Raw genomic sequence first — 13,790 nt, forward strand, 5'->3', positions numbered from 1 at the left:
GGTTCGAACCGTCCTGCCCCGCCCCTTTCCCCCCTCGCCCGTCCTGGCGCCTCGCGGACGAACCCGTCGGTCGGGAGGCGGTCAGGAGGCGGTCGGGAGGCGGTCAGGAAGGGGACTTCAGCGCGGCGAGGCGCGCCTCGACCTCCGCGCTGTCGCCCATGCTGTCCAGCTGCTCGAACTGCGCGTCGAGCGAGGACGCGGCCAGCTCCTGCTTGCCCACCGCCTTCGCCTCCTCGCGCCGCACCTTGTCCTCGAAGCGGTTCAGCTCACTGGTCGGGTCCAGCACGTCGATGGACTTCACCGCGTCCATCATCCGGTTCTGGGCCTGCGCGGACTTGGCGCGGGCCACCAGCTCGTCCCGCTTCGCCTTCAACTCGCCGAGCTTCGCCTTCATCTGGTCCAGCCCGGACTTGAGCTTGTCCACCACCTCGGTCTGCGAGGCGATCGTCGGCTCGGCCGTCCGCGCCTCCTTCTCCGACTGGAGCTGGCGCCCCAGGGCGACCTTCGCGAGGTTGTCGAACTTGTCCGCCTCCGCCGCCGATCCGGCGGTCCGCAGCTCGTCCGCCTTGCGGCTGGCCGCGAGTGCCTTGCCGCCCCACTCCTTCGCCGCCGCCACGTCCTCCGCGTGGTCCTGCTCCATCAGCCGCAGGTTGCCGATGGTGGCGGCGACCGCCTGCTCGGCCTCCGCGATGTTGTTGGTGTAGTCGCGGATCAGCTGGTCCAGCATCTTCTGCGGGTCCTCGGCCTGATCGATGAGGGCGTTGATGTTGGCCTTCGCGAGCTGGGTGACTCGGCCGAGAATCGTCTGCTTCGACATGGGAGCTCCTCTCCTGGAACGGGACGGTCGGGCGGTACGCGACGGGGTGACGGTCGGTGCCGGGCGGGGCGATCCGCGACGGGACGGATCGGGTACGGGCCAGGGCCGGGGGACGGGACCGGCCGCAGGTCAGAAGCGGCCACCGCCGCCCCTGCGGCCCCGCGTCCCCCCGCCGCCGAAGCTGCCGGGCCCGGCGCCGCCGAAGCCGCCCCCGCCGAGCCCGCCTCCGAAGCCGCCACCGCCCCGGCCGCCTCCGAAGCCGCCACCGCCCCGCCCGCCGCCGAGAAGCCCGCCGAGGAGGATGCCGCCCAGCACCGCCCCGCCCATACCGCCGCCCCCGCCGCCGCCCCGCATCCCACCGGGACCGGAGCGGCTGTCGAAGGCGCGTACGTCCTGCTCGGCCAGGGCCTGGGCCTGCCTGGCGAGCGCGTCGGCGCGCTGCGCCTCGGCGAGCGCGCGCTGCGGATCGCCGCCTGCCGCCAGCTGCCCGGCCTGCTCCGCACGGCGCTGGGCCTCCGCGAGCCGGGTGCGGGCCTGGCTGCCGACCGCACCCCGGTGCGTGGTGATGTAGTCGGCGGCGGCCGAGATCGCGGAGCGGGCGGTCAGCATCGCCTGGTCCAGCAGCGGACGGGCCCGGGTGTTGCCCTGGTCCCGCTCGCGGGCCCCGGCCAGCGACTCGTCGAGCGCCGCGTCCGCCTCCTCCAGCCGGCGCAGCGCGTCGATCGGGTCGTAAGGCCCGCCCGCCACCTCGCCGCGTACGTCCTCCAGCACCGCTTCCGCCCGGCCGATCCGTCCCTGGAGGTCGGCCGTGGACACGCCCTGCGCGGTGCCCCGCAGCAGCCCGTGCGCGTCCGCGAGGTCCGTCTCCATCTCGGTGAGCGCCGCCGGGATGCGGGACGCGGCCTCGGCGAGTTCGGCCGCCCGCCGCTCCACGGCGTCCACCAGGGTCGCGGCCTGGCGCACCGCGCTCTCCGCCGCCCGTACGTACACGGCGGCGCGGGAGTTGTCGCCGCCGTCCACCGCCTGGCGGGCCTGGTTGAGGGAGGAGGTGGCGAAGACCAGCCGCTCCTTGGCCTGTTCGACGTCGTCCGCGACGGGGGCGGCGGCCGACGGCGCGTACCGGGCGCGCATCGCGTCCAGCGTCGAACCCGCCGTCGCCGTGCGGCCGGCGAGGTCGCGGAAGGCCGTCTCCACCTCCGCCAGCACCTGCGGGGCATTCTGCTCCAGGGCCCGCAGCCGGTCGAAGTCGGCGGACACCGCGTCGAGCTGCTCGTCGGCGGCGGTGCAGCGGCTGATGATCTCCTCCAGCATCCGGCGCTGGGTCGGCTCGTCCTCCGGGATCGCGTCGTCCAGCTGCTGGCGCAGCCGGAAGGAAGCGGTCAGCTCGCTCTTGGCACCTGTCACCGCCGCCAGGAACGGTGCTGCCGCCTCCTCGCCGAACTGGGCCGAGGCGAAGCCGAGTTCCTCCTCGCTGGTGCGTACCGCGTCGTCGGTGTCCACCAGCAGCTGCTTGGCGCGGGCGTCCAGCTCGGGCAGCGGGGTGGGTGGTGCGGCAGGCGTCCCGGCACCGGGTGCCCCGGTGCCCCAGCCGGCGGCGGCCGGTGTCGTACGGGTCTTCGCGCGCCGCTTGCGCCGGGAGAAGGCGTACACCGCGACGAGCAGCACCGCGGCGAGCAGCACCGCGGGAAGCAGGAAGTCACCGGCGTCCGTTCCGCCCGAACCGCCCGAACCGGGATCGGCCGCACCGGGGGAGAGGGACGGGGAAGGCACCGGCTGGTCCGCGAGCACGGCCGCGTAGCCGTTCGCCGCGCCGATCGCGGCGCCCGCCCAGTCGTTCACCCGCAGCGCCGGCACGATGGCGGTGCTCGCCACGTCCCTCAGCTGGGCGTCGGTGAGCCGGGACGCCTCGTCCACGGAGTACGCGTACTGCCGGTCGCGGGTCGCGACGGCCAGCAGCACGTCGTCCTGGCCCAGACCGTTGCGCGTGGCGGTCTCGTCGGCCCAGCTCTGCGAGGAGCGGCCGGAGAAGTCGGTCACGTACACGACGAAGAGCTGCACCCGCCGCTCGTCGAAGAGCCGGTCGAGGGCCGCCTCCACCTCCCCGGTACGGTCCCCGAGCGCCCCGGTGCGGTCGGTGATCTGCCCGTCCTTGGAGAGCGTGACGGGGTTGTCGGCCCGTGCGGGGGAGGCCGTCCCCGCGGCCAGCCAGCAGGCCACGAACAGCACGCCGAGCAAGGCCCGGCAGGGTCGGGAGCTGCGGATACGAGTCGCGGGAGGCGTCACATCCAGGAGGCTATGGCCACCTCTGGGACCCCGCGACCCGAGCCGGCGACGGGGCAACCGGCTCCCGGCGGGGCGGTCCGGACCGGGGTGACAGGGCCGAAGCCGGGAGTGGCGGCGTCCGGGCATGCCGACGGCGCGGCCGGAGTGTGGGCTTCGGCCGCGCCGGGGCGTGGTTCGGTGGAGGCCGGCGGCGGGTCAGGACCGCCGTCCGCACCGGGTGGGGAGCCGGTCAGGAGCTCCCCCGTACGGGGGCCGCGGCGGCGGGGGCCACCGCGGCGGGGATCAGTCGGCGAGGCGCGGGAGCTCGCGGGTGCGGCCGAGCGAGCCCAGCCACTTCGCGGAGTCGCGGGCGGTGCGCTCGAACGTCTCCAGGTCCACGGCGATCAGGCCGAAGGTCGGCTTGAACGAGCCCCACTCGTAGTTGTCGAGCGCGCTCCACGCCAGGTAGCCCTGGATGTTGAGGCCGTCCTCCAGGCCGGCGGCGACCTCGTTCAGCGCACCGGCGTAGTAGTCGGAGCGGCGGGCGTCGTCGTCGGTGGCGATGCCGTTCTCGGTCACGATCAGCGCGACCTCGGGGCCGACCAGCTCGGCGGTGTGGCGCAGCGCGTGGCCGACCGCGCTGGGGTAGTACTCCCACTGCGTGAGGGTGCGCTCGACGTCGGCGGGCGCCGGGATCGGGCCGTCGGCGCCGATCTTCGTACGGGTGTAGGACTGCACGCCGATCCAGTCGTCGCCGCGCGACGCCTCGATGAAGACGTCCTCGCGGGGCTGGCGGTAGGCGGCGGTGACCGCCTCGGCGCCGGGCTCGGCCTGGTAGACCTGGTTGGCGACGGTCCAGCCGACCTTGATCGACGGGTCGATCGCGCGGACCTCCTTCACGGCCGCGTGGTGCGCGGCGACGACGGCGACGGTGGTGTCCTCGTCGGGGAAGGGCAGACCGGCCGGCGGGAAGCCGATCTCGCCGCGCTTGGCGAGGCCCGCCATCACGGCGATCATGTTCGGCTCGTTGATGGTGCAGACGTGGCTGACGTCCGAGGCGATGACCGGGGCGCAGGCGGAGACGTACCGGGCGAACAGCTCGACGGCGCCCTCGGCCGTCCAGCCGCCGCGTGCCTCGAACCACTGCGGCACGGTGAAGTGGTGCAGGGTGATCATCGGGCGCAGGCCGCGGGCGACGGCGCCTTCCACCATGCGGCGGTAGTGCGCCAGCTCGGCGCGGGAGAAGTGGCCCTCGGCCGGCTCGATGCGCGCCCACTCGACGGAGAACCGGTAGTCGGTGAAGCCGAGGGAGGCCAGCAGGTCCATGTCCTCGTCCCAGCGGTGGTAGCTGTCACACGCGTCGAGGCTCGGCTCCTGGATGTTGGTGCCGGTGGAGTGCTCCTTGACCCACCAGTCGCTGTTGGTGTTGTTGCCCTCGATCTGGTGGGCGGCGGTGGAGGCGCCCCACAGGAAGCCTTCGGGGAACTGGACCGGGGTGTGCGTCATCGCGGAGTGTCTTTCTGGTGCGTGAGGGGGCGGGCTCGCGGCTCTCCGTGCGCGGCCCGTGCGGGGTGGTGCGGGTGGTGCTTGGTCGTGCAGGCCGAGGGGTGCGCGCCGGGCGGGGCGCGGACCGGGACGACCGGACGTGCGGGCGGGCTCTACTTCATGCCGGCGGTGGCGATGCCCTGGGTGAAGTGACGCTGCAGGGCGATGAAGAGGATCAGCACCGGCAGGACGACGAGGAAGGCACCGGCCATCAGAACGCCGTTCGATCCGCCGGCCTTGTTCGGGTCGGTGGCGAAGGTCGCGAGCGCGACCGGCAGCGTGTACTTGTCCGGGTCGTTGGTCGCGATCAGCGGCCAGACGAAGTTGTTCCAGGAGCCGAGGAAGGTGAAGATCGACAGGGTCGCGAGAGCGGGCTTCACCAGCGGCATGACGATCCGCCAGAAGATGTACCACTCGCCGGCGCCGTCCATCCGGGCCGCTTCCAGCAGCTCGTCCGGGATCGACTGCATGAACTGCCGCATCAGGAAGACCCCGAAGGCGCCCGCCGCGAACGGCAGCACCAGACCGGCGTACGAGTCGATCAGACCGAGCTTGCTCATCAGGACGAAGAGCGGCAGCAGCATCAGGTTGCCGGGCACCATCAGCGCGCCCAGCACCAGACCGAAGATCTTGTTCTGGCCGGCGAACTTCAGCTTGGCCAGCGCGTAGCCGAGCATCGAGCAGAACACCAGATTGCAGACGGTGACCAGCACCGCCACGATCACGGAGTTCATGAAGTAGAGCGGCAGGTCCAGCTTGTCGAGCAGCTCGCGGAAGTTGTCCAGCGTCCAGGTGGACGGAATCCAGACCGGCGGGCTGGCCGAGAGGTCGGTGGGGGTCTTGAAGGCCGAGACCGCCATCCACAGGAACGGCGCCGACATGACCAGCAGGGCGACCGAGAGCAGTACGTATACGAGGACGCGACCGGGGCGGACGCCCGAGCGCGGCTTCGCCGCCTGCGGTGCGGAGCCCTTGGACGCGGAGCCCTGCGCCGGGCGCTGCTCCTCCGACGGCGCCGTCCGCAGCGTGCCGGGTGCGTTGGTGGCGCTCATTTGGTGTTGTCCTTCAGCAGTCGGAGCTGGAGCACCGTGATGGCCATGATCACCACGAACAGGACGTACGCCATGGCACTGGCGTAGCCCATGTGGAAGAAGTTGAAGCCTTCGCGGTACATGTTCAGCGAGACGGTGAGGGTCGAGTCGGAGGGCCCGCCCTGGGTCATCACGAACGGTTCCTCGAAGACGTTGAGGTAGCCGATGGTGGTGATGATCGTGGCGTAGAGCATCGTCGGCCGCAGCAGCGGGACGGTGATGCCCTTGAACTCGCCCCAGACTCCGGCGCCGTCGAGCCGCGCGGCCTCCCGGACCTCGGTCGGGATGGCCTGGAGGCCGGCGATGAAGAGCACCATGACCGTGCCGACGTTCCGCCAGACGGCCATGGCGATCATCGACGGCATGGCGAGCGTCTCGGACCCGAGGAAGTCCGGCCCGGTCAGGCCGACTTCGGAGAAGAGACCCGCGATCAGGCCGTCGCTCGGGTCGAGTACGAACCGCCACACCACGGCGACCGCGACGATGGTGGTGACCACGGGGACGTAGAAGCCCACCCGGAAGAACGTCCGGGCGCGGTCGATGCCGTTGTTCAGCAGTACGGCGACGACCAGGCCGATCCCGATGGTCAGCGGCACACCCACGACCACGAAGTACGCGGTGTTGAGCAGCGACCGCAGGAACTTCTCGTCGCCGAAGAGGTCGACGTAGTTCTCGAAGCCGATGAAGTTCGCGTCCCACGGGTGCGTCACGTTGCGCAGCCCGAAGTCTGTGAAGCTCATCACCAGGGTGGCGAGGATCGGGAAGGCCATGAAGACGAGGAAGAGGACGAGGAACGGGGTGGAGAAGAGCCAGCCCGCCGCGTTCTGCCTCCCCAGCGGCTTCTTGCGGACCTTGCGGTCCCGGGATGCGCCGGGCCCGGCGGCGGGCGACTTCGCGGTCGCCCGCCCTTCCGGTCCCTCGGCCGTCTGCGCGGCCGTTCCGGTCACGGTGCTCATGGCTCCTACTTCACGAGGCTTTCGATCTGGGACTGCGCGGTCTTCAGCGCGTCCTCGGCCGAAGCCTTGCCCTGGGTCACCTTGGCGATGGCCTGATCGACCTTGTCGGTGATCTCGGTCAGGTTCGAGAGGGTCGGCGACGCCTTGGCGGTGTCCATCTGCTTCTTGAAGACCTGGAGGTCGGCGTCGTCGGCGAGGGTGCCGGAGGTCCACGCGTTCGTGTTCGCCGGCAGGTCCTTGGTGCGCTCGTACCAGTCGGCCTGGCCCTCGGTGCCGGTCAGGTACTTGATGAATGCGGTGGCCGCGGCCTTGTGCTCGCTGTCCTTGGAGATCACCAGGGAGGAGCCGCCCGCCATCGAGGTGGAGGAGGCGTCGGCCGGCACGTTCGCCACGGCCCACTTGCCCTTCAGCTGCGGCTGGCCCTCGTCGAGGAGGGTCACGTGCCACGGACCGCCGAAGAACATCGGGACGCGGCCGTTGCCGAAGTCCTTCACCACGTCGTAGCCGGGCTGCACCGACTTGTTGGAGAGGCCCTTGTCGAAGTAGGAGCCGTACTCCTTCAGCGCCTTGACGGCGGCCGGGCTGTCGATGACGACCTTGCCCTTGTCGTCGATGATCGCGCCGCCCGCCGAGTACAGGAACGGGTAGAAGTTCTGCACCGTGTCCAGGCCGCTGGGCTGGATGGAGAGGCCCCACTTGGTGCCCGCGTCCTTCTGGTACGCGGTGGCGAGGGCCTGCATCTCCTTCCAGGTGGTCGGAGCCTTGGTGATGCCGGCCTTCTTCGCCAGGTCGGTGCGGTAGTAGAGGACGCGGGTGTCGACGTACCACGGCACGCCGTAGGCGGTGCCGTCCACCTCGCCCTGGCTCCAGCCCGCCGGGAAGTAGTCCTTCTCGGCGAAGGTCTTGGTGTCGACCGGCTCCAGCACACCGAGGTCGGAGAACTCGCCCATGTAACTGCCGCCCATCTGGGCCACGTCCGGCATGGTGCCGGCAGCGGCGGCGGAGACCAGCTTCTGGTGGGCGACGTCCCAGCCGACCGGGGTCACCTTCACCGTGATGTTCGGGTTGGCCTTCTCGTAGACCTTGGCGACGTCGGCGAGCTTCTCACCCTCGGCACCCATGGCCCAGACGGTCAGCGTCTGCTTCTTGTCGGCGGCGACGGAGGCGCCCCCGGAGCCGCCGCAGGCGGTGATACCGAAGGCGAGAGCCGCGGCTATCCCGGCGGAGACGGTGATTCTGGCGGTGCGGGGCATGGAGGGCTCCTCCTTGAGCAATCCGAATGTATGCGCTGCCTGTAAGCGCATACATCACTCTGCGACACGTCTTCGGAAATCCGCAAGGGGGTTCTGTGTCACATTCCGGCAAAGTGCCGGACGTGTGGAAGCCGGGCCTTTCGAACGGTAAACGTCATGTATGCGAAAGATGGGCCAATGTGACCGGTTCGTCATGGCCGCAGCAGGTGGCACCGGGTCCGGAGGGGTCGTTACTGTCGCGCGCATGCCCTCACTCGCCCACGCGTACTCCTTCGATCCCCGCCACGGTCACACCCGCGAAAGCCTGCTGAAGGTCCCTGCCCCCACCGCACCCGGGGACTTCGAGGAGTTCTGGCGCGCCCGGTACGAGGAAGCCCGCGCGGTCGACACCGCGCCGGAGCTCGGCCCGGTGGAGGAGGAGCGGGACGGGGTACGCGTCCACGGGGTGACGTACACCTCGGTCGGCGGGGTACGGCTCGGCGGCTGGGTCGCCCTGCCGTACGGCCCGGTGCCGGGCGGCGCACCCACGGCCGGGAGCGCCGGCCCTGCCCGGTACGGCTTCGTCGTCGGGCACGGCTACGGCGGACGCGACCGCCCCGGCCCGGATCTCCCGCTGCCGTTGCCGGGGGCGGCGGCCATCCTGCCCTGCGTACGGGGGATGGGCACCCGGGGACGGGTCACGGGCATCCCGGACACCGCCGACGCGCACGTCCTGCACGGCATCGGCGCCCGCGACACGTACGTCATCGGTGACTGCGTGGCCGACCTCTGGTGTGCCGCCTCCGCGCTGCTCACGCTCCTGCCGGAGCTGGACCGGCCCGAAGCGCCCCGCCTCGGCTACCTCGGCGAGAGCTTCGGCGGCGGGCTCGGCGCCCTCGCGCTGCCCTGGGACGCACGGTTCGGCGCCGCCCAGCTCACCGTGCCGACCTTCGGCAACCACCCGCTGCGCCTCACGCTCCCGTGCACCGGCAGCGGCGAGGCGGTACGCGCCCACCACCGGGCGCACCCCGAGGTCACCGAGGTGCTGGCCTACTTCGACGCGGCGACGGCCGCGACGCGGCTGACCGTGGCGACCCTGGTCGCGGCGGCCCTGTTCGACCCTGCCGTACCGCCGCCCGGCCAGTTCGCCGTGTACAACGCGCTGGCGGGGGTGCGGGAGCTCCAGGTGCTGACCGCCGGGCATTTCGCGTACCGGGGCATGGTGGAGGAGATCCGCGCACTGCGCGCCCACCGGGAGCGGTTCTTCGGGGAGCACCTGTGAAGGGGGGCGTGCGGGCCTCGCGGCCGTGCGGGGGCGGGGTCGCCGGCCGGACGTGTCACAGGGTCCGGCGGCCACCGCGCGAGAGCTGGCTCACGCCCATCACGGCGAGCCCGGCCATCAGGAGCAGGTTCCAGATCCACGCGGTCGCCGCGGGGACGGTGGACGAGCCGCCGCCCAGCACCAGGAGAACCGTGCCTTCCGTGAGCAGGGCGAGGGACACCAGCGCCTGGCCCCAGCCGAAGAGGCGGACGCGGCGGACCCGCCTCCGGTTGACGGGGAGCACCCAGCCCCGGGCTACCGCCGCGATACCGGAAGCGCCGATGGCCAGAGCGAACAGGACCAGCGGTATGCCCACGTAGAACTTCATGATCCCCCCGAGGCGCGCCGGGGGTCAGGCCCGGCCGACGGCGCGATCATGACACCAAGCCGGTCATCCCGTCCACAAGCCCCGAAGCGGCTGTCCCGCCCCGCGCCACACGCCCGCGCGTCCCCGGCCGGCCCCGCGCTACCCGCAGCCGCAGCTCTCGCGGCGGGCCAGGGTCACCGGGAGCTCCACCGAGACGGGGTCGCGGCCGGCGTCGCCGAGGCGCCGCACCAGCAGCTCCGCCGCCTCTTCGCCGAGCCGCCGTATCGGCTGGCGGACCGTGGTCAGGGTGGGACGCACGAGCCGGCTCAGCGGGATGCCGTCGAAGCCGGTCACCGCGATGTCCTCCGGCACCCGCACGCCCCGGCGTTCCAGCGCCTGGAGGGCCCCCACGGCCATCTGGTCGTTGGCGAAGAGCATCGCCTCGGGCCGGACGCCCCCGGCCTCGTCCGCGCGGTCGAGCAGCGCCTCGGCGGCGCGGGCGCCCTCCGCCTGGGTCATCATCGTGACGCGCAGCCCGGGCTGGTCCGGTACGGGCAGCCCGGTCTCGCGGCACGCCTGCCGGAAGCCGTCGAACCGGGCCTCCGCGTCGGGGGAGTCCGCCTCGCCGCCGACGAAGACCAGGCGGCGCAGCCCGTGGTCGTCGATGAGGTGCCGGGCGAGTTCGCGTTCCCCGTCCCGGTTGGCGACCTCCACGTGGTCGAGGTGGTCTATCTCGCGGGGGCCGGCGAGCATCACGACCGGGAGCCGCCGCGAGATGACGTCGAGGTCCTCGGTCGGCACGGTCCGCGCGAGGACCGCGAAGCCGTCGACCCGTCCCGCGACCTTGGCCACCAGGCTCTCCGGTCCGCCGTCGAGCGAGGCGGCGATCAGCAGGGCGTACCCGTGCCGCCGGGCGGCCCGTTCCATGCCCCGGATGATCTGGTCGGAGTAGAGCATCACGGCGTTGTCGTCGTCGCCGTCGCTCAGGGCCGCCGCCGTCTCGGCGTCCGGGTCGGCGTAGTCGGGGAAGCACAGCCCGAGTACGCCCGTGGTGCGGCTGGCCAGACCCCGGGCGTTCCCGCTCGGTACGTAACCCAGTTCGCGGGCCGCCGCCAGGACCCGCTCCCGGGTCTGGGGCCGGACCGAGTCCGGGGTGCGGTACACACGGGAGACCGTGGCGATGGAGACGCCGGACCGTTCCGCGACGTCGTACACCGTGGGGGCGCTCACTCGACCGGGACCGTCCGCTTCTTCGTTCGTGGCCGCATGCCCGAAGCATGCGCCTGCCTGCCTGCCTCTGATGCCGTGTCGCGCACGATCGGAAATGCGCGATGAAAGCGCATTCACCCTAGATCGCGGGGGTGTGGAGGCACAAGGTGACGTTCCGGACATCACCGGAAGGGGGCGTGGCGGGGTCGGTGCCCCGGCCGACGGGCGCTCGCGTGCGGTGGGCCGTCGAGGGTCGTGGTTCGGGTGGCCGGACGGGCCGGACGGGCTCGACAGGCCCGACAGGCCGGACGGGCCCGACAGGCAGGACGTGCCGGACAGGCAGGACGTGCCGGACGGTCCGGGCGGGCCGGACAGGTGAATATCGACAGGCAAACTTGCAAGATGGCTTACCCATCTTCTACGGTGAAGATATGCCCGATTCGACCGAAAACTCAGCCGCGCAGTCGAACACGCCCCCTGCGGACGACCCCGCTCCGGACGTGCTGGCCGTGCGGCTCGCGTCGGTGGTGAGCCGGCTGCTCCGCAAACTGCGCACCGAGTCCGCGGAGAGCCTCCTCACCCCGTCGCAGCGGTCCGTCCTGGCCCGGCTGGAGAGCGACGGGCCCGCCACCACGGCGGCCCTCGCGCGGGCGGAGTACGTACGTCCGCAGTCCATGCGGCTGACGCTCGCCGCGCTGGAGAGCCAGGACCTGGTCGAACGGGCCCCCGATCCCGAGGACGGGCGCAAGTCGCTCGTCTCCGTCAACGACGCGGGGCGGGCCACGCTCGCCGGTCTCCGGGCCGCCAAGCACGACTGGCTGACCGAGGCGCTCGCCGCCGGGATGGACGAGACCGAGCGCCGGGCCGTGGCGAAGGCGGTCACCCTCCTCGACCGGCTGGTGGAGCAGTGAGTTCCGCACGTGGCACCGAGGCCGCGACCCCGCCGCTCATACCCCCGGCGGCGACCGGAACCCCCGGTCCCGCCGCCCCGGCCGAGAGCGCGTCCCCGGCCACCGGACAGCCCGGCTTCGGCGGCCGCCTCACGGCGCCCCTGCTGATCGGCTCGCTGGTCAACCCGCTCAACACCACGATGATCTCGACCGCCCTGGTCGCGATCGGACACAGCTACTCCGTGGGCGCGGCCGGCACCGCCTGGCTGATCTCCGTCCTCTACCTCACCAGCGCCGTCGCGCAGCCGGTGCTCGGCAAGCTCGCCGACTCCATCGGCCCGCGCCGGGTCTTCGTCGCCGGACTGGTCGTGGTCCTGGTATCCGGGCTGGTGGGCGCCTTCGCCCTCTCCTTCACCTGGCTGCTGGTCTCCCGGCTGCTGCTGGGCATCGGCAGCGCCGCCGCCTATCCGGCCTCGATGTCGATCCTGCGCCACGAGGGCCTGCGGGTCGGCCGTACGCCGCCCCGCCCGGTCCTCGCCCGGCTCTCGTTCGCCGCGGTCGGCAGCACCGCCGTCGGCCCGACGCTCGGTGGCGTGCTGGTGATGCTCGTCGGCTGGCGGGGCATCTTCGCGGTCAACGTGCCGGTCGCGCTGATCGCGCTCGTCACCGCGATCCGGTGGATCCCGGCCGACCGGCCCCGGGTGCGCGCCGAGGACGGCAGCCGCCCGAAGACCGACATCGACCCGCTCGGCATCGGGCTCTTCTCCACCGCCCTCACGCTGCTCGCCTTCTTCCTGCTCGACCTGGCGCACCCGAACTGGTGGCTGCTGCTGCCCTTCGTGGTGGTCGGCGCCGTGCTGATCCGGTGGCAGCTGCGGACCCCCAAGCCCTTCATCGACCTGCGGGTGCTCGTCTCCAACGGCGCGCTCACCCGCACCTACCTGCGGCACGGCCTTGGCTACCTGCTCGTCTACTGCGTGATGTACGGCCTGACGCAGTGGCTGGAGGAAGTCCGCGGGTTCTCGTCCGGCGAGACCGGGCTGCTGATGCTCCCGATGTCCATGGCCGCCCTGGCCTGCTCGCTCCTCGGAGCCCGTACGAAGGGCATCCGGGGGCCGCTCGCGCTGGCCTGCCTGCTGCTCACCGGCGGGGCCGTGCTGCTGGGCTTCCTCTCCGGGAGCTCCCCGCTCGTCCTGCTGCTGCTGGCGGGCGCCTGCTTCGGCATCCCGCAGGGGCTGATCGGCACGAGCAACCAGGCGGCCGTCGCCCAGTTCGCCCCGGCCGAGTCCATCGGCTCGGCCGCCGGGCTCCAGCGCACCGCGCAGTACATCGGCGCGATCACCGCCTCCAGCATGATCGCCCTCGCCTACGGCCAGGCCGCCACGGACGCCGGTCTGCACCTCATGGCGTGGATCGCGGCCGGACTCGGGGTAGTGCTGATCGTCCTGACCCTCACCGACCGTGCGCTGCGCACCCCGCACGCCTCCTGAAGACCACCCCCCCCACCCGAACGACCGCACCGCCCCGGCCCCGCGACCGACGGGCCGGACCACAGAACAAGGAGTACGTCCCATGACCGCCACCACCCTCGACGCGAAGACCGCGCTCGTCGTCATCGACCTGCAGAAGGGCATCCTGGAGCTCCCGATCATCCACTCGGGTGACGAGATCGTCGCCAAGGCCGCCGAGCTCTCCGAGGCCTTCCGCGCCAAGGACCTGCCCGTCGTCCTCGTCCGTGTGACCGGTGGCGCCCCGGGCCGCACCGAGGCCGGCCACGGCGGCGGGCAGCCGCCGGCCGACTGGGCCGACCTGGTCCCCGGCCTCGGCCGTCAGGACAGCGACATCGTCGTCACCAAGCAGCAGTGGGGCGCCTTCTACGGCACCGACCTGGACCTCCAGCTGCGCCGCCGGGGCGTCACCCAGATCGTGCTGCTCGGTGTCGCCACCAGCATCGGTGTCGAGTCCACCGCCCGCTTCGCCCACGAGTACGGCTACCACGTGACCGTCGTGACCGACGCGATCAGCGACATGGACGCCGGCTCCCACGCCAACTCCGTGGAGAAGGTCTTCCCGCGCCTCGGCGAGACCGCCACCACCGCGGAGATCATCAAGCTCCTCGGCTGATCCCTCCCCGCGCACCGCCCGTACGCGCGTACGGGC

At 72.1% G+C, this 13,790-nt stretch carries 12 protein-coding genes; 4 read left to right on the plus strand and 8 right to left on the minus strand.

Annotated elements, in window-relative coordinates:
* Positions 1 to 103 precede the first annotated feature (103 nt).
* From ACFWEP_RS21735 to ACFWEP_RS21760, 6 genes are all read right to left on the minus strand, one after another.
* Entirely contained in the window at positions 104 to 817 is a 714-nt protein-coding gene (locus ACFWEP_RS21735; RefSeq protein ID WP_387371966.1) for a PspA/IM30 family protein, read from the minus strand.
* A gap of 129 nt (positions 818 to 946) precedes the next feature.
* Positions 947 to 3,052 (minus strand): TPM domain-containing protein, encoded by a 2,106-nt coding sequence (locus tag ACFWEP_RS21740; protein ID WP_387371967.1) that lies wholly within the window; start codon positions 3,050 to 3,052, stop codon positions 947 to 949.
* 330 nt (positions 3,053 to 3,382) lie between these two features.
* Positions 3,383 to 4,585, minus strand: coding sequence for a glycoside hydrolase family 1 protein (locus ACFWEP_RS21745; RefSeq protein WP_387371968.1), 1,203 nt, complete (start codon positions 4,583 to 4,585; stop codon positions 3,383 to 3,385).
* Positions 4,586 to 4,737: 152 nt separating this feature from the next.
* Complete coding sequence (locus ACFWEP_RS21750; RefSeq protein WP_387371969.1) at positions 4,738 to 5,676, minus strand: carbohydrate ABC transporter permease; 939 nt, start codon at positions 5,674 to 5,676, stop codon at positions 4,738 to 4,740.
* Positions 5,673 to 6,671, minus strand: coding sequence for a carbohydrate ABC transporter permease (locus tag ACFWEP_RS21755; protein WP_387371970.1), 999 nt, complete (start codon positions 6,669 to 6,671; stop codon positions 5,673 to 5,675). Before ACFWEP_RS21755 ends, ACFWEP_RS21750 begins: the two co-directional genes overlap by 4 nt.
* Before the next feature lie 5 nt (positions 6,672 to 6,676).
* Positions 6,677 to 7,924: a sugar ABC transporter substrate-binding protein gene (locus ACFWEP_RS21760; protein ID WP_387371971.1), complete on the minus strand. Its 1,248-nt coding sequence runs from the start codon at positions 7,922 to 7,924 to the stop codon at positions 6,677 to 6,679.
* A gap of 244 nt (positions 7,925 to 8,168) precedes the next feature.
* Between ACFWEP_RS21760 and ACFWEP_RS21765 the strand changes: the two genes are divergently transcribed.
* Positions 8,169 to 9,185 (plus strand): acetylxylan esterase, encoded by a 1,017-nt coding sequence (locus ACFWEP_RS21765; protein WP_387371972.1) that lies wholly within the window; start codon positions 8,169 to 8,171, stop codon positions 9,183 to 9,185.
* Positions 9,186 to 9,240: 55 nt separating this feature from the next.
* Here the strand turns inward: ACFWEP_RS21765 and ACFWEP_RS21770 are convergent, their stop codons facing one another.
* Both ACFWEP_RS21770 and ACFWEP_RS21775 read right to left on the minus strand, forming a co-directional pair.
* On the minus strand, positions 9,241 to 9,552 hold the full coding sequence (locus tag ACFWEP_RS21770; RefSeq protein WP_387371973.1) for a hypothetical protein: 312 nt from the start codon (positions 9,550 to 9,552) through the stop codon (positions 9,241 to 9,243).
* A gap of 138 nt (positions 9,553 to 9,690) precedes the next feature.
* Positions 9,691 to 10,761, minus strand: a complete 1,071-nt coding sequence (locus ACFWEP_RS21775; protein WP_387371974.1) for a LacI family DNA-binding transcriptional regulator — start codon at positions 10,759 to 10,761, stop codon at positions 9,691 to 9,693.
* 410 nt (positions 10,762 to 11,171) lie between these two features.
* Between ACFWEP_RS21775 and ACFWEP_RS21780 the strand changes: the two genes are divergently transcribed.
* The 3 genes from ACFWEP_RS21780 (at position 11,172) to ACFWEP_RS21790 (ending at position 13,754) form a co-directional block, all read left to right on the plus strand.
* Complete coding sequence (locus ACFWEP_RS21780; RefSeq protein WP_387371975.1) at positions 11,172 to 11,651, plus strand: MarR family winged helix-turn-helix transcriptional regulator; 480 nt, start codon at positions 11,172 to 11,174, stop codon at positions 11,649 to 11,651.
* Complete coding sequence (locus ACFWEP_RS21785; RefSeq protein WP_387371976.1) at positions 11,648 to 13,120, plus strand: MFS transporter; 1,473 nt, start codon at positions 11,648 to 11,650, stop codon at positions 13,118 to 13,120. Before ACFWEP_RS21780 ends, ACFWEP_RS21785 begins: the two co-directional genes overlap by 4 nt.
* An 82-nt stretch (positions 13,121 to 13,202) precedes the next feature.
* Positions 13,203 to 13,754 carry an isochorismatase family protein gene (locus ACFWEP_RS21790; protein ID WP_387371977.1) on the plus strand — a complete coding sequence of 184 codons (552 nt, stop codon included), beginning with the start codon at positions 13,203 to 13,205 and terminating at the stop codon, positions 13,752 to 13,754.
* Positions 13,755 to 13,790 lie beyond the last annotated feature (36 nt).

Source organism: Streptomyces sp. NPDC060198 (genome assembly GCF_042728415.1).
Classification (GTDB): domain Bacteria; phylum Actinomycetota; class Actinomycetes; order Streptomycetales; family Streptomycetaceae; genus Streptomyces.